This window comes from Acanthopleuribacter pedis, from assembly GCF_017377855.1.
GTDB lineage: Bacteria > Acidobacteriota > Holophagae > Acanthopleuribacterales > Acanthopleuribacteraceae > Acanthopleuribacter > Acanthopleuribacter pedis.
In genome coordinates, this window is record NZ_JAFREP010000020.1 from 152,499 (window position 1) to 174,996 (window position 22,498).

15 protein-coding genes are annotated in these 22,498 nt (G+C 57.0%); 11 read left to right on the forward strand and 4 right to left on the reverse strand.

What is annotated here, in order from left to right:
• Positions 1 to 53 precede the first annotated feature (53 nt).
• Positions 54 to 2,846 (reverse strand): serine/threonine-protein kinase, encoded by a 2,793-nt coding sequence (locus tag J3U88_RS20850; RefSeq protein WP_243436066.1) that lies wholly within the window; start codon positions 2,844 to 2,846, stop codon positions 54 to 56.
• Between the two features lie 950 nt (positions 2,847 to 3,796).
• Between J3U88_RS20850 and glsA the strand changes: the two genes are divergently transcribed.
• Positions 3,797 to 5,704, forward strand: a complete 1,908-nt coding sequence (gene glsA, locus J3U88_RS20855) for a glutaminase A (protein WP_207860912.1) — start codon at positions 3,797 to 3,799, stop codon at positions 5,702 to 5,704.
• Between the two features lie 106 nt (positions 5,705 to 5,810).
• Here glsA and J3U88_RS20860 read toward each other — a convergent pair whose 3' ends face one another.
• A complete protein-coding gene (locus J3U88_RS20860; protein WP_207860913.1) occupies positions 5,811 to 6,197 on the reverse strand; it encodes an energy transducer TonB in 387 nt (128 codons plus the stop codon).
• A gap of 958 nt (positions 6,198 to 7,155) precedes the next feature.
• Between J3U88_RS20860 and J3U88_RS20865 the strand changes: the two genes are divergently transcribed.
• From J3U88_RS20865 to amrS, 9 genes are all read left to right on the forward strand, one after another.
• Positions 7,156 to 7,482, forward strand: a complete 327-nt coding sequence (locus J3U88_RS20865) for an FtsB family cell division protein (protein ID WP_207860914.1) — start codon at positions 7,156 to 7,158, stop codon at positions 7,480 to 7,482.
• Between the two features lie 350 nt (positions 7,483 to 7,832).
• Positions 7,833 to 8,822: a beta-ketoacyl-ACP synthase III gene (locus J3U88_RS20870; RefSeq protein ID WP_207860915.1), complete on the forward strand. Its 990-nt coding sequence runs from the start codon at positions 7,833 to 7,835 to the stop codon at positions 8,820 to 8,822.
• Positions 8,823 to 8,982: 160 nt separating this feature from the next.
• On the forward strand, positions 8,983 to 10,359 hold the full coding sequence (locus tag J3U88_RS20875) for a YihY/virulence factor BrkB family protein (RefSeq protein ID WP_207860916.1): 1,377 nt from the start codon (positions 8,983 to 8,985) through the stop codon (positions 10,357 to 10,359).
• A 268-nt stretch (positions 10,360 to 10,627) separates the two neighbouring features.
• A complete protein-coding gene (locus J3U88_RS20880; RefSeq protein ID WP_207860917.1) occupies positions 10,628 to 12,166 on the forward strand; it encodes a hydroxymethylglutaryl-CoA reductase in 1,539 nt (512 codons plus the stop codon).
• Between the two features lie 326 nt (positions 12,167 to 12,492).
• A complete protein-coding gene (locus tag J3U88_RS20885) occupies positions 12,493 to 14,184 on the forward strand; it encodes an ABC1 kinase family protein (RefSeq protein WP_207860918.1) in 1,692 nt (563 codons plus the stop codon).
• A gap of 80 nt (positions 14,185 to 14,264) precedes the next feature.
• On the forward strand, positions 14,265 to 15,335 hold the full coding sequence (locus J3U88_RS20890; RefSeq protein WP_207860919.1) for a mechanosensitive ion channel family protein: 1,071 nt from the start codon (positions 14,265 to 14,267) through the stop codon (positions 15,333 to 15,335).
• 132 nt (positions 15,336 to 15,467) lie between these two features.
• Positions 15,468 to 16,277, forward strand: coding sequence for a class III extradiol dioxygenase subunit B-like domain-containing protein (locus J3U88_RS20895; protein ID WP_207860920.1), 810 nt, complete (start codon positions 15,468 to 15,470; stop codon positions 16,275 to 16,277).
• Positions 16,270 to 16,782 carry an AmmeMemoRadiSam system protein A gene (gene amrA, locus J3U88_RS20900; protein WP_207860921.1) on the forward strand — a complete coding sequence of 171 codons (513 nt, stop codon included), beginning with the start codon at positions 16,270 to 16,272 and terminating at the stop codon, positions 16,780 to 16,782. Before J3U88_RS20895 ends, amrA begins: the two co-directional genes overlap by 8 nt.
• Positions 16,775 to 17,857: an AmmeMemoRadiSam system radical SAM enzyme gene (amrS, locus tag J3U88_RS20905; protein ID WP_207860922.1), complete on the forward strand. Its 1,083-nt coding sequence runs from the start codon at positions 16,775 to 16,777 to the stop codon at positions 17,855 to 17,857. The genes amrA and amrS overlap by 8 nt, the downstream gene beginning before the upstream one ends.
• On the opposite strand, the gene J3U88_RS20910 is transcribed toward amrS, so the two are convergent.
• Both J3U88_RS20910 and J3U88_RS20915 read right to left on the reverse strand, forming a co-directional pair.
• On the reverse strand, positions 17,854 to 18,534 hold the full coding sequence (locus tag J3U88_RS20910) for a hypothetical protein (RefSeq protein ID WP_207860923.1): 681 nt from the start codon (positions 18,532 to 18,534) through the stop codon (positions 17,854 to 17,856). The two genes, amrS and J3U88_RS20910, sit on opposite strands and share 4 nt — an antisense overlap.
• 218 nt (positions 18,535 to 18,752) lie before the next feature.
• On the reverse strand, positions 18,753 to 20,291 hold the full coding sequence (locus J3U88_RS20915; protein WP_207860924.1) for a DUF4301 family protein: 1,539 nt from the start codon (positions 20,289 to 20,291) through the stop codon (positions 18,753 to 18,755).
• 584 nt (positions 20,292 to 20,875) lie between these two features.
• Here J3U88_RS20915 and J3U88_RS20920 point away from each other — a divergent pair.
• Complete coding sequence (locus tag J3U88_RS20920) at positions 20,876 to 22,462, forward strand: bifunctional metallophosphatase/5'-nucleotidase (protein WP_207860925.1); 1,587 nt, start codon at positions 20,876 to 20,878, stop codon at positions 22,460 to 22,462.
• Positions 22,463 to 22,498 lie beyond the last annotated feature (36 nt).

Consider the following 22,498-nt stretch of genomic DNA (forward strand, 5'->3'; position numbering starts at 1 on the left):
GGCCTCGCAATTTCACCCCCAACGCGAACGAACCTGAAAACCTTGTGTACGGGTTAACGGCCCTTGCCACCGATCTGCCGCAGTTGTGCGATCAAGGCATCAACCGATTCAAACCGATCCCTGGGGTTGAGGTAGAAACAGCGCAGAATGGTGTTGGACAAAGCAACGGGAATTTTGGGTTCCAGTTTGTGGGGCGGCTCGGGCAAACCGTTGCCGGCGAATTTGGCGGAGGCGTTGTCCTGCCCGAAGGGTTCACGGCCGGTAGCCAACACATAGAAGGTGGCGCCCATCGAATAAATATCGGTTTGGAAGGTCGCCCGATCACCTAGAAACAGTTCCGGCGCCATAAAGGTCGGTGTGCCCCAAAGCTGTTGCGTTTGGTTGGTGTCGGAAACCTGCTTGGCCAAGCCAAAATCAAGAATTTTCACGGTTCGCGATTTGTTGACCATAATGTTGGTCGGTTTGATATCACGGTGGATAATACCCGCCTCGTGCGCATATTTAAGGCCGGTACACGCTTGGTGCCAGATGGCAACCATGCTTTTGAGCAAATTATCGGGCTGGCGCAAAGCAAGCTTGTCCAGCGTGGCACCTTTTACGTACTCCATCACCATGTAAAAGCAGCCCTTCTCCATCCCCGCGTCATAAAGCTGCACGATGTTGGGGTGGTTCAGCGAGGCAATCGAGCGCACCTCACGCTTAAAGAACAAAAGAACCTTGGGTTCGTGATTCAGTTCCGGGTGCAACATCTTCAGGGCAACCTTGCGGTCCAAGCGGGTGTCCAGTGCCTTGTAAACCCGGCCCATCCCGCCCTTACCCAGCTCTTTTATGATGCGGTAACGCCGCAAGGGGCCGTCGCGGGTTAAATCGTAAATGGACTCGTCATCCAAGGTAAGCGTGACTTCTCCCTGCTCCGACTCGGGCAAAAACGGATTTGCCACACGCTTGGCTCGGCCCGGGGGCGCGACAGCTTGAGGAACGGGCACGACGGGCGGCGCGACCGGGGTCGGAACGGGGAAAGGATCGACCGCGGGAAGCGGGGTCTGGGCCGCGGGATTGCGCCGGTTTTGGGGCACGGCCTTCATGCGCGGATCCGGCAACATGGGGGTTTCCACCAAATGACTCAGGGAAGAAGCAATGGACGCATTTTTAACGCGGTAGGTAATACCCACGCGCTGTCCAATGTTTTTGGCCAGTTGGACGGCGCTGTCGTCATTGGGATTTTGATCGGCCAAACGGAACGCCAGCTCGGCGGCCCGCTTCACATCGTCCAAGCGAAGCAACACATCAATAACCCGATGCACCATGGGCAAGAGGTTTTTTTCGGTTTCATGGCCGCGAATCATGGCCATGCCGCATTCCAAGGCGTCTTCAAGCCGTTTCTGTTCAGTGAGGATGCTAATAATTTGAACACACTCACGAATCTCATCCACACGCTGCCGGTTCACGAGACGCAGACAATCAATGGCCTGCGACAACTCGCCAATCATTAAATAAGCCCTGGCGGCGCGCACGTAGTCGCCGCCCTTGCGGAACAATTCGGCTTGGCGATCCTGCAAACCCAGCTCGGCGGCCAGCATGGCGGCCCGCTGGTATTGGCCGAGTTCCTGATAGCACTGCAGTGCTTTTTCTTCCTCGCCGACCTCCAGAAACAGTTCCAAAGCCTTGTCAAACCTTCGGTTGGTAAAAAAGCAGTGGGCCGCCTTGCGTTTCAAGTTCCCTTTTAGAAAAGCAAGTGCCGCCGCTTCGAAATCGCCGAGTTTCTCATAATAGGCCCCGGCTTGCGCCCATTCGCCTTGCTGCCCGGCAGCCTTGGCTTTTTCGATCCATACTTTTTGGGTTTCGCCGTGTTCCTCAGACACCTTGGTGGTGCCGGTAAAGGAGCCGGCTCGATCAAAAGCGGCGGCGGCTTCTTTGACCATGCCGGCCTTTTCAAAGGACTCCCCGGCTTTTTGGAACATTTCAAAGCGTAGGTAAATCTCGGCTGATTCTTCAAACCGACCCAGGTGAAACAGCGATTCCCCCCAGCGCTGCCCCCATTGGCTCACCCGTTCGCGATCCTCGAGAAAGCCGGAGGAGGGTTTCATTCGTGAAAAAGCTTCAACGGCCTTTTCCCAGTGGTTCCCAAAATAATAAGCGTTGCCCGCGCGTAAGTAGTTGCCGATGCGCGCGTAATAATCACCACCGCGCAAAAAGGCAGCGGCGGCGCGGCCGTGGTGTCCCCGCTGCACATACAACTTGCCGGCGCGGTAGCAGTATTCTTCGCCCAAGCTCTCTAAAATTTTGGCGGCTTTGCCGAGGCGCCCTTCTTCAACCAGTTGCTCGGCCCTGGCGATTTTTTTTCGCGCACGGGCGTCGCCCTGGGCGGCCATGGTTCCCGAAATGGTTTTTTCCGCGGCCGAAGGTGCGCAGCGAATTCGTTGCCACACCGGGGCACGGTAATAACCGAGCATGATGGCAATGCTCAGCACCACGAGAAAAAAGACGTTGGCGGTCGTGGCGTCGGTCTGGAACGTATAGCGGGAAATCGCGGAAGCAATCGCCAGGTAACCTTCACCGGCGGTGACGGCGTCCCCGTCGCTAAGCAAGTAAAGAATCAACTGGTTGACGTCAATACAGACGGCGACGGCACCAACCACCGCCACGCCGAACTGCAGGCCGCGCGGCACGTGCTGCCAACACATGCGCAGGCCCCACAAAAAGCCGCGGCCGATGCCGATGGTGCGATCCAGCAGAATGATAAAAGCGGAAAGCACCAGAATGTTGAGAACCAAACCCACGCTGGCCCCGATATAGGCCACGCTGTTCGCCATCCAGGAACCCGCCTCGGCCCAGCCGATCAGCATCTCATTCACAACGGGCACGCCGATAACAGAGGCGATCGCCAGAAAGAGAAACGCGATGTAAAGAAAGGGAGTAATCCGACTTTCGGGTTCCATTCAACACCTAAGCGATTGATTCCGAGTGATGCTCAAAACAAGGTTAACAGAGATCGGGCGAGAACCAAGCGGGACCTTGTTTTGAAATGAGAAAAAGTCCATCGAGGAACGGGCCGTTTCAACCGCCAAAGCGTAAAAACAGCTTTATCCCACAACCAAAACAATGCATGCTTTTCCCGGCCAGGTTCGGTTCAACCAAGCATCGCGCCTTGGACCACATGCGGCGGCGTTTCTTGGCGAGGTCGCATGTCAAAAGCGCAACATCTTGTGAAACAACAAGAACGCTGTTTCCCGACGTGAGGGATTCACCCGCATTTCTCACAAGGAATGCTGCTACGGGGCAACCCATGCGATTACGAGGGGCTGCCTTCCGCGGGGCGGCCATCCGCATTACTTGGTCGAGCCGCCTTCGCCTCAGCTGCTACCCCGAAAGGTCGGACCCCTGCACCGTGGCTTGGTCGCCATCTTCGTAGGCATAAGGCTTTCAACTTCTCGTGACGAATCCTTGTGAGAAATGCGGGTTAACCCTGCGAGGACAAGCGAGGTTCCAACATCTACGCGTTCAAGCCGGGACAACGATTCAGGAAGTTTAGCAAAAGTAGGCGCCGACTCGAAGGTGATAAGCGCGGAACAGTTTGGGAAAAACCCATTTGTGCGATTCTTCAACTTGACGAAAAGTTTTTTAAGATTTGGTCCAGCCCGCCTTTCGCATGAGGCTAGGTAGCAGAACGCCTTGTGATAATGGCGGGTTCAGGCCGAAGCGGTGGGGCCGCGCTTTAAACCAACCGCGACAGCCCGCCTCGCTTTCATATATGATGGAGCACCCACGGCGGTGATTTTGAGGCGGAGGCTGGACCTTGCTGCAGGAACTCCAAGAACATCTCGAATGGGCGTTTGCCCAGGCCGAACCTTTGAAACACGGCAAAAACGCGGGTTATATCCCGGCCCTCGCGGAAGTTGACCCAGAGCGCTTTAGCGCCTGTATTTGCACGACTTCCGGTGAAATTATTCGGGTCGGCGAAGACAACCCGTTTACCCTCCAATCCATGAGCAAACCCTTTCTTTACGCCGAGGCCTTGGCCACCTTCGGTATTGAGACGGTCCACCAGCACGTTGCGGTGGAGCCGACCGGAAAACCCTTTGACGCGCTCATCGATGTGCAGTCCGGTAGCAAACGCCCCCACAATCCAATGATCAATGCGGGGGCCATTGCCATCGCAAGCCTGTTCGCGCAAGGATCCGAGCGCGACCAAGTGCGACGGCTCGATCATCTGTTCGGGCGCTATTTAGGACGCACACCGATTCAATTTAATACGCGGGTTTATCTCAATGAACGGGACACGGCATTTGGTAACCGCGCGCTGGCCCACCTGATGAACCATTTCGGCATGCTCGGGGGCAGCGTTGAGGCGGCCCTGGATTTCTATTTCAAAGCCTGTTCCCTGCAACTCAATTGTCGCGATTTGTCGGTGATGGCGGCAACCCTCGCCAACGGCGGCCGGCACCCGCTCACGGGTCGTCGCGTGTTACCGGGCCGCTACCTACGCGATACGCTCACGGTCCAGGCCACCTGCGGTTTGTACGACTACTCAGGTCGTTTCTGGTTTGATGTGGGCGTGCCCGCCAAAAGCGGCGTCAGCGGTGGCATCTTTGCGGTCGTGCCGGGCAAGATGGGCATCGCGGTGTATGCACCGCGGCTGGACGAAAACGGCAACAGCGTACGCGGTTTGTCATTGTTAAAATCACTTTCACAAAAATGCCGTTTCCACGTTTTCGACCATGCGCCGCCACCCGCACCGGTCACCCAACCCCGTCCCGCCCCGCTCGCCCTAGAATGGGCCCTTAAACGCGCCGCCAACCTCGCCCTGTGCAACCGCCGCGGTCAAATCTCCGATTTCACCCCGGATTTAATGGCCGCCGACCCCAACGCATTGGTGGTTTCGCTTTGCACCGTTGACGGTCGCGAGGTCCACCTCGGCACCCAAGACACAACCTTCCTCCTACAGGCTGCCGCCACCCCGTTCACCTACCTAACCGCCTTGGATCGGTTCGGCATGGCCGCGGTCCACCAAAAAATCGGTGTCGAACCCAGCGGCAACCCTTTTCATGCGGTACAACTGGACCCCAAAACCAATTTGCCCTACAACCCACTCGCCAACGCGGGTGCGCTCTGCATCGCCAACATGCTGGCCTGCGACGACGCCGCCAAACGGCTGCAACGGTTGCTCGACAACCTAAACGCCATGGCCGGTCGGGGTGAATGCGATATCGACCTGATCGCGCTCGCGGCGGAGCGTACGGCAGGCGAACGCAACCGCGCCATCGCCTGCCTTCTCAAAAAGTTCGACTTGATCGACAACATCGAAGCGACCCTGGAGCTATACTTCCTCCAAAACAGCATTCGGACCAACACGGCAACCTTGGCCCGCATGGCGGCAACCCTCGCGGCAGCGGGCCGCAACCCGTTCACCGGCAGGCAAATTGTGGACCCGCGCCATGTCCCGCCGGTGCTTACGGTGATGAGCACCTGCGGTTTGCACGACGGCTCGGGTTGGTTTGCCTACGACGTGGGTCTCCCGGCCAAAAGCGGCGTTTCCGGTGCGATTCTGGCGGTTGCGCCGGGGCGCATGGGTGTGGCGGTATACGCCCCCCTGATCGACAAACACGGAACCAGTGAACGGGGAAAAACCTTACTGGCCACCCTGGCCCGCGACTTGGGCCTGCGTATGTTTACGACGGGCATCACGGAAGACGAGCCCGGTTAAAATCCGCCCATGGTGGACGCGGGGCGCGCTCCCAACCACGCCAAACTAGAAAAGGCGGCACGCTGGAGCGGCCGCCTTTTCTATTCAGTGAAAAAATTCAACTCATTTATGTATCTTTAAGACGAAAGTTAATTCTCAGGGTCACAATCACATCGGACGGTTTCCCATTAACTTGGCCAGGTTTGAATCTCCACCGTTTGACAGCACGAATTGCAGCCTCCTCGAAACCATAACGCCCGCGCCCGAGGGTGCGGATCACTTCGAGCCCTTCGATGCGCCCGTCGGCACGAAAAATCCCTTGGAGCGTAACCCAACCTTGGATGCCAAGGCCGCGCGCGGCTTCGGGATATTTGGGATAAACCTTACGGGTAACAACAGGCTTCTCGACCCCTTCCTGCCCGACACGCGGGATTTCAGATTCAGGAGCCGGAAATAAGGCATAGGCCGTGGGGAAGGATGCAAAAGCGCTTAAAAGGAGTAGCTTAACCAGCATATCGCAAGGCTCCTTTGAAGCTTGAATCGATTGATGAAAGAACCATTACCAACCCGCGAGCGGGCAGGCACCCAGTCACATAAAATAGCACAGGATTCGCGAAAGAATGCGAGCAAGCGTCAATGGAAGATGTGGACCGATGAGCGTTCAATGAGGATTTCTCCTGGTAAGCAAACCAAAAAGGACGGTTTGGCGCCCGGCAAAAAAGGCGACTCCCTTCATTGCGTTAAACCTAAGAGGCGTGAAGCGTAGGATTTTGGCTAAAGATCTGGAGCGAAATGGTTTGAAAAAAGCGGGCCGGGGTCGCGCACGACGCGCACCCGCCGGGTGCGTTGAGCATTTTTACAGGCCGTTGCAGCCCAGAGGTTTAGCTGAAATCACCGCGTCAGCGCTTCTTAGGTTAAAAAAGGTTGATCAGCGCGGGCACGCCGGATCCCGTCCAGGCTCTTTTGATGAAGCCACCAAAAGTGAGATGTTTGTTGCGTCGGCACCCAAGCCGTTCCGACAGATAACCCGTTTGAGGTCCTGCAATACAATGATCGGCTCGCGGCGGCTTCCGTTACATTTCTCTATATTAATATCTGGGAAAGGCCCCCTTCACGTAAAGCAAACAATCCGTAAAAATACCCTTTGCGTGATTTAGCAAGATCGCGTCACAACTCACACACACCAAAACACAACCCGAATTAGCTTTTATCCATACATAGAAAAATTTCACATCCAACTTTACTTACCACCACCTTTTAATCACAGCGTCATGTTTCACCACTTTTGCCTCTTTTCTCACCAACCGCGCTTGCCCCACCGCGCCGGCAGCCGGTTATAATACAATGCTTGCAGCCGCATCACGCCCGACAGCAGGGCGATCAAACAAACCCGGCGACGGCGTCACGGGCGTACCGCGGCTTACGGAAGGTGTCCTATCAGCGCTTCTACCTCTCGCTACATCGAAAAACGCATGCGTCGGCGCCGCATCATCGTGGTGCTCAGTCTTTTGCTGTTCCTGTCTTTCGTGGCGAGCACCTTGTTCGGCGATTCCGGCCTGCTTATGAACATGCAGGTCAAAAACGAGCATCAGCGTTTGGCGGAAGAACGCGGTCGCTTGGTCTCCGAAAACCACCGACTCCAGCGGGAAATTCAGGCGCTGAAAAACAATCCGCGCAAGATTGAAGCGGTCAGTCGCGCCGAGTATGGATTCGCGCGACCCGGCGAGGTCGTTTTTTATTTCCCGACGGACGAACAAGCGCCGGTTCAAGTTTACCAAAGGCCGAAGGATTCCCCCTGAAACCCGCCCAAGAGAGCCAAAAGAAAAACTATACCGAGGTGCCCGCTTCGGTTAAGATGGGCGCTTATTTAGAGCGGTAACTGCACATTCCGGTACGTACCGCCAGGCGGGAGAAACCATGTGGTCCCGCGGTGGAAGCATTTTTCCACGGGCATCGCACCTCGCATTGCCAAGCGGGCTTTCAACACAAAGTCAGGTTGGCAATGCGGCGCGCGACGCACGCTGAAGCCGAGATCGAACGCGTTCCAAAAACGGTCGCGTCCACCATCCCATATCACTGGGCCGACCAAACCGCGTCGTCAATCGGTCTCGACGTTTTTAAAAAACCCCCAAAAATTCAGGAGAGCAGCATGACGGGTAAAAAGGTTGGGATTACCGCGGTAGCAAGTTATTTCCCGCCCAACATCATCACCAATGATGATCTTGCAAAAGTAATGGATACCAATGATGAATGGATCCGCTCACGGACGGGCATCAGCCAACGTCACCACGCGGAGCCGGGCTTAGGCGCCTCGGATCTGGCGATCCCCGCCTGCCGCGAGGTTCTTGAGAAACGCGGCCTGACCCCGGAAGATATCGATTGCATTCTGGTCGCCACCGTCACACCCGACAACATGTTCCCCGCTACCGCTTGCCGTATCCAATCCGGGTTAGGTGCCACAAATGCTTGGGGTTTTGACCTTTCCGCGGCATGTAGCAGCTTTTTATACGCGCTTTCCACCGGCCAGGCCCTGGTTGCCGCCGGCCGCTCGCAACGCTGCCTGGTCGTGGGCGTCGACGTCATGTCGCGCATCATCAACATGGAAGACCGCACCACCGCCGTTTTGTTTGGCGACGGGGCCGGTGTCGCCTTGCTGGAAGAAGTTGAATCGGGCGGATGGATTGACGCCGAACTCCACATCGACGGCGCCGGCGCGGAGAACCTGTACATGCCGGCGGGCGGCAGTCGCAAACCTGCCAGCGCCGAGACGGTGGCCAACGGCGAGCATTACGTCCACCAAAACGGCCGTGAGGTGTTCAAATCCGCGGTTCGCGAAATGGCGGGTGTCAGTGTGTCCTTGATGGAAAAACACGGCAAAACCAACGACGATTTGGCCTTGTTCATCCCGCACCAAGCCAACATTCGTATTATTGAGGCCGCCGCCAACCGGCTCAACCTACCGGAAGAAAAAATCATGTTGAACATCGACCGCCGCGCCAACACCACCTCGGCGACCCTGCCCAGTTGCATGGACGAAGCGGTCAAAACCGGTCGTCTCAAAAAAGGTGACCTGTTGCTGCTCGCCACCTTTGGCGCGGGTTACACCTGGGGCAGTGCACTGTTGGAGTGGTCCTTCTAGAGTGCCCCCTGATCCGGCGTTTCCACGTGCACACGGATGCGCCGGGTCAATGGCAACACCCCGCCATTTACCGTTCACCCATTCCTAAACACCAATTCATGGGTTCCTCAACCGGGATCGGTTATCATGAACGGGCATCCTTTAACCAAGGCTACCGGTTATGACCGTTAACTCAGACGACATCCTTTTGTGGAAGCTGCGCCTCGAAACCTATTGGCACGACGCCCTGTGGCGCATCGAAACCAATAAGCTCCCCCTCCTCAAGGCGGAGGGCGTGCGTGGGTTGCGGGTCCTTTACATTGTGATACACGGCTTTCGTGGGCAGCAAGTCAACCTGCTCGGGGCCGCGCTCACCTTTACCTCACTGATGTCGCTGGTGCCGCTTTTGGCGCTGAGCCTTTCAGTCTTGAAAGGACTCGGCATCGGCAAGGCCCTGCTGCAACAGGCCGACGGTTACCTGGCCGATATGCCGCTACAGTTCCAGGAATTCACCAACCGCCTCATCGACTTGGTCACCAAAACCGATTTTGCCCAACTCGGCGGCATCGGCGGCCTCGTCTTGCTCACCATGGTGATCCAAATGCTGTCCCGTATCGAAACCGCCTTCAACCAAATTTGGGCGGTACGCGAACAGCGCTCCTGGAGCCGCAAAATCACCAATTACATCAGCGTGATCGTGGTGGTGCCCATCCTGTTGGTCGCGGCCATCACGGTCACGGCCCAGTACAAATTCGGCGACACCCTGGCTACCTTAGGGCTGCTGCGCGTCGTCCCCTTCTTGTTCACCTGGGCCGCCTTTGCCTTCCTTTACCAGTGCCTGCCCAACATCCGCGTTCAATTCAAAGCAAGCGTGCTCGGCGGCTTGGCCGGCGCGCTCTTGTGGCAAAGCTGGCTGCGGGTCTACATTTGGGTTCAGCCGGGCGTCACCAACTACAACGTCATATACGGAACCTTGGCCTCGGTACCAATTTTCCTAGCCTGGCTTTATATTAGCTGGCAGATTGTTTTACTCGGCGCCCTGGTTTCTCAAGCGATCCAAACCGAGGCTCATTTCGTGCGGGAACGTCGCCAAAGCCCAACCGGGCCGCGCCTCCATCTGATGGCCGCCTGGGCGATGCTCATCCACGCGGGTAAGGCCCTGCTCGGCGAAGAGGAAACGCTTTCACTCCACACCCTTGCTAAAAACACCAACCTCGATCAGCCCTTTCTACGCGGTGTGGCCGACAACCTGGTCGACCTCGACTTACTGGCACCAACCGGCGAGCCAGGCGAACACTACCTTCTCAAACGCCACCCGCAACACATCCAAATCGACGCGGTCTCCAAGGCATTACTCAGTGTTCACAACACCAACCTAGCCGGCGCGCCGCCCCCCTTTGATGCGTCCGTAAAAACCCTGAACAACCAACTCGACGCGGCGCTCACGAACAGCGATCTGCACCAAAGCTTGGCCGACATTTGTGCGCAGGGACCGCCCCCAAAAAGCGACGGGAGCGACGCGGTTTCCAACCCCGAAGCCGGTGACAAAGGTGAGTAATCGTCGAATTAAGTCACCTAATTCCTGAGCTTTCACTGTAAAAACGCGTTTTCTGAGCGCTCATTCATCTTTTAACTGTTTTTTCTCTTCTTTTGAGCTAGAGTAGGTTTTTCTTTAGCCCTGTCCTCACGGGTCTACCTTAAATTGACATCCCGCCCTCATAGAGCTATGCTCTTTTTCCAAGCTTTCCATTTTCAAACCTTCCAAAACATCTTGTCCTCTTGCCTGTAGCAGGCAGCGGCAAGTCACTTGACAGGAGTGTATCGTCATGAAAATTCCCTCAATGCTCCTCAAGAGGATGTATACCTACGCCTCTTTGAAAAACGACGCCGAGGGTTGTCGTTTCAGTATTAAAAACCGCTTGGCCGATGCGGTTTTGAACAACCTCATTTCCATCAAAATCGATGACAAAGACGTCGAACTTGAAACGGTCACGCTCCAGCTCGAGGACTCCACTCGGATTATGGCCCCCAAGGTCACCCCCGAAACCCCAATTGATTTCCCCATCGGCAAAGTGCTGCATGTACGCATGGGCGGCATGAAACTCACGACTGGCAAACACAAAATCTCCCTGAACTTCGATTCTTCCTACGGTTCGCTTTCTTTCACCGTCGAGGACAGTATTGCCGACCGCCCCACCGACCGCGTCACGGTTCCTTACGACAAGGAAAACGACTACGCGCCCAAGGCCATCGCCGAACGCCGCAAGTTCGTTGAAGATTACAGCGATTGCAACCTGGAACACGTGTCCCAGTACAGCTTTAACCCCGAGGATCTGCGCGGCAACATCGAAAACTTCACCGGCGTCGCCCAAATCCCTATCGGTTTCGCAGGCCCGGTCAAAATTAACGGCGAACACGCACAAGGGGAATTCATCGTACCGCTGGCCACAACGGAAGGTACCCTGGTCGCTTCCTACAACCGCGGCATTAAGGTCATCAACCTTTCCGGCGGTGTGAAAACCACGGTTGTCGCCGACTGCATGCAACGCGCACCGGTTTTCATTTTCGAAGACGCGCGCGCCTCCCGCGAGTTTAAGGTGTGGGTTGACGAGAACATGGAATCGATCACCGAATCGGCCGAGTCCACCTCACGTGTTGCCAAACTTCTGTACATCGACACTTACCTGGCAGGTCGCTTTGCCTACCTGCGCTTCAACTACGAAACGGGTGACGCCGCCGGTCAGAACATGGTTGGTCGCGCAACCTTCGCCGCCTGTTCTTGGATTTTGGACCACGCCAAAGGCATCAAAAAGTTCTACCTGGAATCCAACCTGGCCACGGACAAAAAGCACTCGCAGGTCAACATCATGCGCACCCGTGGTAAGCGGGTTGTCGCCGAGGCGGTCATCAAACGCGATGTGTTGATCCAGCAAATGCGCGTTGATCCCGAGGGTCTGTACTACCATTCCTGCATCTCGAATGTCGGCTCCATGCTGTCCGGCGCCAACAACAACGGCGCACACTCACCCAACGGCATCACCGCCATGTTTATCGCCACCGGCCAGGACGTTGCCAACGTTGCAGAATCCAGTGCCGCGATCATCTACAACGAGTTGACCCCGGAGAAAGATCTCTACATCTCCATCACCATCCCCTCGCTGATTGTGGCCACCTACGGCGGCGGCACCGGCCTGGCAACCCAAAAAGAATGTCTCGACAGCATGGGCTGTTTCGGTCGCGGTAAGGTCAAGAAATTGGCCGAAATCATCGCGGCGGTCACGCTCGCCGGCGAAATCTCGCTGGGCTCGGCCATTTCTTCCTTGGACTGGGTATCCAGTCACGAAACCTACGGCCGCAACCGCTAAACCCGGTAACGAACCGGCGCCGGAACAGGCCGCGCCCCCACCCTGGGGGCGGGTTAACCCGCGGGCGCCGGCCGATTTGGCCATAACACCTTTAGGTTGAACCTATATAATGGGGCTCTGGATCACCGTCGCGGTGCGGAGCCCCTTTCTCTTTGCGGGTCTCGCTACCCCGATTAACCCTATCCACACCACGCGTTTAAACCGCCTATAGCGGGCGTGGCCAACCGCGGGGTACAGATCCGACCACCATTCAACGAGACGACCAAAACGCTGCACCAGGCGTTCTGGCGCGATCCGACGCCATTCACTCTTCCGAAGGACGGCCGATGCAAGGCCAACAAACGGCACCTCTTGCCGAGCAAACCAGACAATCCAGCCTGACTGTCTCATTCGAACCGTTCGAAGAACGCGCGGTTCCCGGTTTGCTGCGCCGTTTCGTCACCACCTCGCGCCATTTGCTAGGCCTGTCATTGGGCGCCCTGGCGGCGCGGCTCAACCACGGTCCCCTCTCACAACGTCGCGGCATGGCCTACCCGATGTTCCGCATTTTGCTGCTTTTCGCCACCTATTTCTCCAACAAGGAATTGTTGAACCTGCGTTTTCCGGTGCAATTACGCCGCCGTTTGGAAATGCTGGGCCCGACCTACATCAAACTCGGCCAAGTGCTCAGCCTTCGCGAGGACATTCTGCCCAAGGCGATTACCGGTGAGTTAAAGAACTTGTTGGATCGCCTACCCGTGGTCAATTTTGAGCGCTACCAAGAGCTGATTGTCGAGGGGCTAAACCGACCGATCCACGAAATGTTCTCATGGATCTCACCGGAGCCGCTGGGCTCAGCCTCCATCGCGCAAATCCACCGCGCCCGTACTTTGGACGGCGAGGAGGTGATTCTTAAGGTGGTTAAACCGGGCATACGCAAGACTTTGGAAACAGACGCGGTGTTGATCGCGTTGCTGGGCCGGGTTTTGCAGCTGCTTCTGCCCCAATTCCAACCGCGTTTGGTCCTGCAAGAATTTACGGATTACACGCTTCGCGAGGCCGATTTACGCCTGGAGGCGGACAACGCCGAAACTTTCGCGGCCAACTTCAACGACATGGACGACATTCTGTTCCCGCGTATTTACCGCGACTACAGCAGCGAAACGGTGCTGTGCATGGAGTTTTTTAACGGGGTGAAACCGGACTCGGACGCGGCCAAGACGCTAACCAAGGAAGATCGGGAACACCTGGTCCACCGGGGCGCCGCGGCAATCGTCCGCATGCTGTACCAGGACGGTTTTTTCCACGCCGACCTGCACCCCGGCAATCTGATGATTTTGCCAGGTAACAAGTGTGGTTTCATTGACTTGGGCATGGTTGGTCGCTTCGAGGACGGGCTGCGCCAGAAAATGATGTACTACTACTACAGTTTGGTAATCGGGGACGCGGTAAGCGCGGCCCGCTACCTTACCACGGTGGCGCGGCCGGCACCGGGCGGCCAACCACGCGATTTCCAACGCGCGGTGGAAGATGCCGCCCGTCGCTGGCATCGATCCGCCAATTTCCACGACTTTTCCATCGGCCACTTGATCATGAATTCGGTGACCATGGGTGCGAAATACCGCATGTACTTTCCAATGGAAATGGTGTTGATGACCAAAGCGCTGGTGACGTTCGAGGGCGTGGGCAACATGCTGGTTCCGGGTTTTAACGTGGCCGAGGTCTCGCGGAAGGAAATCACCAAGGTGTTTTTTAACCAATTCCATCCGCTAAGCCTCCTCAAAAAAGGCTTGCGTGAATCACCCGAAATCCTGGAGGCGCTGGCCAAGACCCCGATGCTCATTTCACAATCGCTAAAAGTTTTGGAAGAGGTAACGCCGCAACAATCCCACCACCCGCTCAAAGGCCTGGGCGCCTCGATTTTTGGTGGATTTTGTCTGATGTCCGGCAGCGTGATGCTGGCGGTCAATTCCACCTTATGGATCCACGCGGCGCTGTTGATCGGCATGGCCATTGTACTGATCAGCCGCCGCGATTGAGACAGGCCCGGTTGGCTCGCTTCCGAAGCCATGGATCCGGGTCACTTGCGTGAGGGCCAATCCTTTTTTAAACTATCCCTATGATTTCCCCAACACCACTTTGGCATCATCCCGATCCACTTGTCCACACCGTGGGCCTGCTGGCCCTCGCCGCCGTGATCGCGCTCGTCGCCTACCAACTCCTCCGCCGACTGTTGCGCCACTTGGCGGCGAAAGAACCCAACTCCTGGCCCGGCCGACTGCACGAAATTCGCGGCCCCTTTAAACTGGTTCTCCCCTTATCCGCGATCCATATCGTCGCGCCCGGCTTGCAACTGCCGAGCCCCTATCAGGACCCTTGGTTGCGCCTGCTTAACCTGGCACTGATCTACAGTGTAACTTGGCTTTCGATTCGCCTGATCATCATGGGCGAAGCCCTTCTTCTGCAAAAGCACCCGCTCTCCGAAAAAAACAACCTGGCGGCACGGCGCGTTCACACCCAGGTGAACATAATGCGCAAAATCCTCATCCTCCTGCTGGTGATTCTGGGTTGCGGGGTCGGACTGATGAGCTTTGAAAAAGTGCGTCAATTAGGCACAACCTTGCTGGCCTCAGCCGGGGTCGCGGGCATCATTCTCGGGATTGCGGCTCAAAAATCCATTGCGACCTTGGTCGCGGGCATTCAAATGGCGATCACCCAACCCATTCGCATTGACGATGTCGTTATCGTGGAAGGCGAGTGGGGCCGCATCGAAGAAATCACCCTTACCTATGTCGTTGTCCAAATTTGGGATAAGCGCCGCATGGTCCTCCCGGTGACCCATTTTTTGGAGAAACCCTTTCAAAACTGGACGCGCGTCTCATCCGAAATCATCGGTTCGGTCATGCTTCACCTCGATTATTCAGTCCCACTGGAGGCACTGCGCGACGCGTTAAGTCGCGTACTGGAAAACGAGGCGTTATGGGACGGCGAAACCGCGGTATTGCAGGTCGTTAACAGCGGCCCCCACACGATGGAGGTGCGTATTTTGGTAAGCGCCGCGGATGCATCGCAGGCCTGGGATTTGCGCTGTTTGGTGCGCGAAAGCTTGATCACCTTCGTGCAACAAAACTACCCGGAAAGCTTGCCGCGGTTCCGAATCGAACCCCAAACATTGGAATCAGCCCGCTAAACCAGGGGAAACCCTTGGGGAACCGTGTAAAAGCGGCATCGCCGCTTCCTTTTTGGTGATTTATTCCCTAGAGTAAAAGACAATCGCACTTGCAACAACCACGCCCTCTCAGCTTCTACCAGCGAGGTACTCATGACGATTGTATGGGCCGGTTTAGCCCCTCACCCACCGGTGATTGTTCCAACGGTCGGCAAAACGCGGCTCAGCCAGGTCGCCGCAACCGTCGATGCCATGAAAGCATGGAGCCGCGATTGTATGGCCGCCGATCCCCAACGCGTGGTGGTGATTTCTCCCCACACCCTGCGCCCGTCCTTCGGGATCTCTTCCTGGCTGGACAACCGTCTGGATGGGAACTTCTCACGCTTTGGTGCCGCGGCAACCCAAATCAACTGCAACAACGACACGGCGTGGCTCAAACGGTTTCGCGAGCATTACCACGAGATTTTCGACCTTGCGCTGGAACCCCTGGACCACGGCGCCTTGGTCCCCCTTTATTTCCTGAAGGAAGCGGGCTGGGAAGGCCCCACGGTGGTGCTCGGCTTGCCCTTTGGCGGTGGCGCCCAACTGGAAGAAATCGGCGAGGCGATAAAAAAAACCTGTTTACCGGGCGAACGCACGGCGCTAATCGCCAGCGGCGACATGAGCCACTGCCTAATCCCCTCGGCCCCGGCCGGTTACGATCCGGCGGGCGCGGAATTCGACGAACGATTTGTGGACGCGGTTCGCGCCACCAATTACCAAGCGGCCCTCGACATCAGCCCGACCCTCCAACGCGACGCCAAACAAGACGTGGTCGCGTCCTGTGCCATAGCTTGGCATGCAACCGACTTCGATACGAACAACGCGCACTTCTACAGTTATGAAGGCCCCTTCGGCGTCGGCTACACGGTCATGAAGTTTTGCGGCGGCAACGCGGCCGTCGCCGGAGGTGCCCATGACTGATTACTGCCAACTCGCCCGCCAAGCACTGCACACCTATCTCAGCGACGGCGATACCTACGAACCGGACCAAAACGCGGGCGCCCGCGCGGGGTGTTTTGTCAGCTTACACACCCGTGAAGGCGATCTACGCGGCTGCATCGGCACGATTCAACCGCGCTACTTTGATTTACACGATGAAATTGTCGAAAACGCGATTGCGGCCGGCACGCGCGATCCGCGCTTCCCCCCCGTTTCCCTCAACGAACTAGCCTCGCTAACGCTCGATGTTAGCGTGCTGAAAGAACCCGAACCCGTAAACGGACTCTCCGAGCTGGACCCACAACGCTATGGTGTGATCATTCGCAACGGGCGCCGACGCGGGGTCTTGTTGCCGGGTTTGGACGGGGTTGATTCGGTGGATCAGCAACTGTCGATCACACGACGCAAGGCAGGCATCGGCGAGGCTGAACCCATTGAAATAAGTCGCTTCGAGGTGGAAAAATTCTTCGAGCCGGCCCATGAATGACGCGGCGGTGGAAACCCCATTCCCGGCCCGTTACTGGCAAACGGCGGACAACGGCCGCATTCGCTGTGAACTGTGCCCGCGATTTTGCCACATGCGCGAGGGCCAACGCGGCTTTTGTTACGTGCGCCAAAACCAAGGGGGGCGTTTGGTGCTCACCACCTACGGGCGCAGCAGCGGCTTCTGCGCGGATCCCATTGAAAAGAAACCCCTAAACCATTTTTATCCCGGTACCTCGGTCCTTTCATTTGGCACGGCCGGCTGTAATTTGGGCTGCAAATTCTGTCAAAACTGGGACATCAGCAAATCGCGATCCATGGACCGTTTGGCCGATTCGGCCACCCCCCAAGCCATTGCCGAGGCAGCCAAAACACGCGGCTGTCGTTCGGTAGCCTTTACCTACAACGATCCGGTGATTTTTGCGGAATACGCGGCGGATACCGCACTCGCCTGTCGGGCGTTGGGCGTCAAAACCGTGGTGGTCAGCGCGGGTTACATCACCCAAAAAGCGCGGGGCGATTTCTTCCGCCACGTGGATGCGGCCAATATCGACCTCAAAGCCTTTAGCACCCATTTTTATGAAAAGATTTGCTTCGGTGCGATCGAACCGGTCCTGGAAACCCTCAAATACCTCAAACACGAAACCGAGGTATGGTTCGAAATCACCACACTGCTAATTCCCGGCCAAAACGACAGCGACGAAGAGCTGCATCAACTCACCGATTGGATTGCCGAACAGCTCGGCCCGGGGGTCCCACTCCACTTCACCGCGTTCCACCCGGACTTCCGCATGACCGAACTGGGCCGCACCCCGCCGGAAACCTTGTTGCGCGCACGGTCCATCGCCAAAGAGAAAGGGCTGCATTACGTCTACGTGGGCAACGTCCACAACGCCGAGGCGAGCAGCACCTACTGTCCCCACTGCGGTGAAATGGTGATTGAACGCAACTGGTTCCGCCTCGGCCGCTACAAAATCCACGACGGCGGTAAGTGCGGTTATTGCGGCGGTCAAATCGCGGGCAAGTTCACCGACACCAAAGGCAACTGGCAAGGTTGGCGCGAGCGGGTTCGCTTTTAAACAGGGTCCAATTTAAGGCCGTCCATCGCCCGTTCGCGCCAGCGTTCCTGAAAGGGTTGGGGCCAGTACCAATAGGGCAAAACGGCCGCGATGTAGGGTTGGTGCGGCAAAACCAACAAAGGCAGCCAGGCAAAAGGCAACCAACCGATGGGTAGGTGTTCGCGGTGTACCAACAATGAAGAACAATAGACAGGAGGACCCGGCTCACCGGCATTCGTGAGGTTCGGGACGGGACGGCTGAACACCCGGCCGTGGGGATCGAGCAACACCCGCCGCAGCGCACCGTGGTCGCTGCCGGGACCGGTTTGGTCCAGCCAACGGCCGAGCCGTTTCGCGCACTCGGCCAAGGTATGGATGCCGACGGAGGCCCCGACCCCGCCGTGGAGCAACAGGGCCGCGTGGTTATCGCGCTCCGGCTCGAACAGGTCCTCATGGCCTTGAAGCACAAAACCCCAAACCAATTCGCCGGCGCGATACAGTTCTTTTTGAAACTGGTAAATCCCATGCAAAGGATCTTGCGGCCTTAGCTTCAGCCAGGCAGGCGGCTCCAAATAATTGTTGAGCCGCTGGAAAAAAGGGAACCGGCGGGGACGGCTATGCCCCAAGGCGTTGTTCATATGTTTGAGCCAAGCCTCGGCGGTTTCTTGCCGCGGCATGGGCGTTGTTACAGGAAACACGGGGGCTCCATCCTACCCAAGAATCGGCCCATAAGGGGCCGGCCGCCTATTGTAGCGCGGACAACCCAGCCCGTCTTGGGTTCAAAGGCTGCCGTGCGGGAGAACCCCTTTTCAGTAAGGCAAACGAACCGACGAACCGGCCGACCCCACCAAACAGCGGATCGACCGGAAACAGCGGGATCAAACCAGCCCAAGGGCGCGATCCCGCTGTTTGGGTTCTATGCGGGTTGGTGGGTTTCTCGCAGAAGGTCGTTAACGGTTTTCACGGGATTGAAGGTAATCAAGGGAACTTCCACAAAAACGGTGTTCCAATTCGCCATGGCACCATTCCAAAGCCCTGGCAACTCCAGTGCTTTCAGCGGTTTTCCGTCTTTTGATTTGTCGGAGATGAAACATGCATCGGGATCCACAAATTCGGTGAGATCGAATTTGTTGCCGCGATAATCACGAACCGCACACACGAGGTCAACCGGGTTGAAGTGGGTGCTGCCCTTGAGAATCTTCATTTGGGTGGCATCGCCGGCGTCGATCTGCGAACTTTCCACAATCTGCACACTCTGGCTGCCGTCTTTGGCACTGACCCAGAAGGGACCGCCGCCGGGCTCGCCTTCGTTTTTCACCATGCCGCACACACGTAACGGCCGGTTGAACAAACGCTGGAAATAAACGCGGGTTGCTTCCTCATCCAGGCTACCCACGGAATCAGGCACCTGACAGCCCAGCTTCTCGGCGGCAAATTGGGTGAACAGGGCGCGTTTGGCGGCGTCGACCGGGCCGTTGTCCAAATCAACCAAATACTGAAACAAGGCTTCCTGAATCTCGAGCAAGTAACCGGCGATCAGTTTTTTGTAGGTAACGGTGGTGTCTTTGAGGCGGTCCGGCACCACGTTGTCGATGTTTTTAATGAAAATCAAGTCGCCGTCGAGATCGTTGAGGTTCTCAATCAAAGCGCCGTGACCGCCGGGGCGAAACAACAATTCGTTGTTTTTGTCGCGGAACGGCTTGTTGTCGGGATCCACGGCGATGGTGTCGGTTTCCGGCTTTTGGAAACTGTAGCTAATATCCAAGAAGAAACCTTCGGTTTCATAGGTCTCGCGGTTTTCAGCAACCAAGGCTTCGAAGGCGGCTTTGTGTTCGGGCGATACGGTGAAATGCAAACGACCGCGTCCATCCGAATCAGCGGCATAGGCACGCGCTTCAACGAAATGTTCCTCGGCCGCGGTACGAACACCGCTTTCGTAGCGATGGAAGCTCAACAACCCCTTGGGCAAGGAGGCGTAAGCCATTTTGTCGCCGTCCAAGAGTTCGGCCAGAACCGCACCGCGTTGCGACGCGGCGGGCGGCTGTTCCAGAACCACAGCACGGTCGGCGAGGCGTTGCTTCAGTTCGTCATAAAAGGCAAAGTCCGCCAAACCCTCGATAAATTTGGCCAGGAAAGCGTCGTCGCATTCGCCTTTCTCGGAAAGGGTCGCGGCCGCGGCGTGAAGCGCTTTGAACATGCGTGAGGCGGCACCGGAGGCAGGCACAAATTTGGTGACGCGCCCGGCGGCCTGAGCTTTTTCGAAATGTTTGATGTACGGTTCATGATCACGTTCGGCAAGTCGCTCGATACCGTCTTGGACGGTACAGGCACGATCCAGTTGGAGGAAAGGGATACCGCGCTCAAACATGGCGATCTGCTGGTGGATGGCGTCGAGCGAACGCCCTTGAGCTTCGAGTTTTTTCAGGTCTTCGGCGGAAAATGGATTGGCACTCAAAACGACCTCACTACGTTAGAAAAATGGGGCGCGGTGGATGATGCGAGATCAACACGCGGATCGCGACCGCTGGGGCGGCGGGCCCGATGGTTCGCCCAATCGGTCTCCTATGAACCGGTCGGTTGCAGGTATGCGAGATGGTGGGCAAACCACCGCATGCACGGGAGCGGCACACACTTGGGGGGCACGGGCAAGGCAACGACCCTGTTACTTTAGGAAAACCGGCCTTTATTCTGACATATCCGGCGTTGCGGTGCCAGCTTCAGGTAGGGCCCCAACCGCAACTCACGTAAACCTCATTTTTACCGACAGTTAGCAGCTTCCTCCTGCTTCGCCCCAAGGCTCAAAACACGAGATAACCGCCTGACAAAAAACGGGTTGCTACGCCTTAGCCGGCGCTTGCAAACGCCCGCCTTTGCCCCCCCTGTCAGCGTCGCTTGACGACGGCCGTCGGGCAGCGTCAACCGGAATCGTGAGCGAACTCATTGCCCGATTTCAAAACCGGTTAGGATTTGCTAAGGTAGGCTGATCAGCGAATTTATACGTATTTGGTCCGACGATCAGACTTCAAGGTAGGTCTTTATATGAAGCGTGTGTTCTCTGTTTTTCTGGTTACGGCGTTCCTATGGCTCGCGGCATGTCAAACCCAAACGGAATCTCCCGAACCAACCCCCACCACGGCGCCACCCACCCAGAAAGCGATCATCCTTGCGATCAACGATGTGTACCGTATTGAAGGTGCCGCCAACGGAACCTTGGGCGGTTTGGCCAGGGTTCGCACCTTGAGGAAACAACTGGAGGCCGACGGCGCCCCCGTGCTGCTGCTCCACGCCGGTGATGCACTCTCGCCCAACACCATGAGCAAACACTTCAGCGGCGGCGAACAAATGATTGACATCCTCAACTTGATGGACGGCGCACGCGACACGGTCGACCCCTACATGGTGATGACCTTCGGCAACCATGAGTTTGACATCAAAGAAGCTGACATGCTCGACGCCCGCGTGGAGCAGTCGGAATTTACCTGGCTGGACACAAACATCGATTGGGCCGACACGCCGGACAGCAAAGAAGAGCTGGTCCAAGCCGACAACCTACTCGCAACCACGGTCATTCCCGTCGGCGACATGAAGATCGGCGTTTTCAGTTTAACCACCCCCGACACCCAGCCGGACTACATCGACGGTTTCGGCGCCCTGGAACAAACCACGCTTGAAGTCTGCGCCGCGTTGCGCGAACAAGGCGCGGATGTGGTGGTCGGTCTGACCCACCTGCGCGCCTCGGAAGACGAGGAACTGCTGCGCAAACTGGCGGCCAAGGGACCGGACCTGATTGTCGGCGGTCACGACCACACCGAAATCGCCCGCAACATCGACGGCCGCTGGTTGGTTAAGGCAGACGCCGACGCACTCTCGGCCCGCGTGGTCACCATCGAAAAAGACGGCGGCACCTTGCAAGTGAAACAAAACCTGGTGAAGTTGGGCGAGGGCGCTCTGGCCGAAAAAGACGAAACCGTTGAAGCGGCGGTGGTGGATTGGATGAAAAAGTTCGATCCCGAGGGCAAACGCCTTGAACCAGTCGGCACCACCCAAGTCGTGCTCACCGCGGAGGAACTGACGATCCGCAAGTACGAAACCAACATCGGCAACTGGATCGCGGACCAAATGCGCACGGCCTATCCCAACCAAAAGGTCGACCTGGCCTTGATCAATTCGGGTTCTCTGCGCCTTAACGATGTGATTCCCGTGGGCGCCGTTCGCAAAGGCCATATTGATGAATTGCTGCCCTACCAAACCGGGGTATTTGTGGTCGAACTCAGCGGCGCGGACGTCAAGCGCGCATTAAACCGAAGCATTGAGGACTGGACCGGCAGCGGCCACTACTTGCAGGTCAGCGGCATTCGTTTCACCCACAACGCCAAAGCGCAAACGGTGTCCGACATTCGCGTCGGCGACGGCGACCAAGCGGCACCCCTAGACGAACAGAAAACTTATGCGGTGGCGATCTCAAGCTATATCGCCGGCGGCGGGGACGGCTATCCCTATTTAAAAGACGCAACCCGCCTCGCCCAAGGCGTCGACCTGGAAGAACTGCTGCTGGAACGCCTGAAACAGGCAGGCGAAACCGGCATCGCCCCCAAGGTTGAAGGCCGCGTTAACACCATCGAATAAATCCTTTATCTTGCCTACGGAGTGCTATCGTGACAT

Excerpts from the sequence above, each read along its gene's own strand:
- J3U88_RS20850 (WP_243436066.1), bottom strand. The coding sequence starts at position 2,846 with ATGCTGATCGGCTGGGCCGAGGCGGGTTCCTGGATGGCGAACAGCGTG.
- J3U88_RS20860 (WP_207860913.1), bottom strand. The coding sequence starts at position 6,197 with ATGCTGGTTAAGCTACTCCTTTTAAGCGCTTTTGCATCCTTCCCCACG.
- J3U88_RS20865 (WP_207860914.1), top strand. The coding sequence starts at position 7,156 with ATGCGTCGGCGCCGCATCATCGTGGTGCTCAGTCTTTTGCTGTTCCTG.
- J3U88_RS20870 (WP_207860915.1), top strand. The coding sequence starts at position 7,833 with ATGACGGGTAAAAAGGTTGGGATTACCGCGGTAGCAAGTTATTTCCCG.
- J3U88_RS20875 (WP_207860916.1), top strand. The coding sequence starts at position 8,983 with ATGACCGTTAACTCAGACGACATCCTTTTGTGGAAGCTGCGCCTCGAA.
- J3U88_RS20880 (WP_207860917.1), top strand. The coding sequence starts at position 10,628 with ATGAAAATTCCCTCAATGCTCCTCAAGAGGATGTATACCTACGCCTCT.
- J3U88_RS20885 (WP_207860918.1), top strand. The coding sequence starts at position 12,493 with ATGCAAGGCCAACAAACGGCACCTCTTGCCGAGCAAACCAGACAATCC.
- J3U88_RS20890 (WP_207860919.1), top strand. The coding sequence starts at position 14,265 with ATGATTTCCCCAACACCACTTTGGCATCATCCCGATCCACTTGTCCAC.
- J3U88_RS20895 (WP_207860920.1), top strand. The coding sequence starts at position 15,468 with ATGACGATTGTATGGGCCGGTTTAGCCCCTCACCCACCGGTGATTGTT.
- amrA (WP_207860921.1), top strand. The coding sequence starts at position 16,270 with ATGACTGATTACTGCCAACTCGCCCGCCAAGCACTGCACACCTATCTC.
- amrS (WP_207860922.1), top strand. The coding sequence starts at position 16,775 with ATGAATGACGCGGCGGTGGAAACCCCATTCCCGGCCCGTTACTGGCAA.
- J3U88_RS20920 (WP_207860925.1), top strand. The coding sequence starts at position 20,876 with ATGAAGCGTGTGTTCTCTGTTTTTCTGGTTACGGCGTTCCTATGGCTC.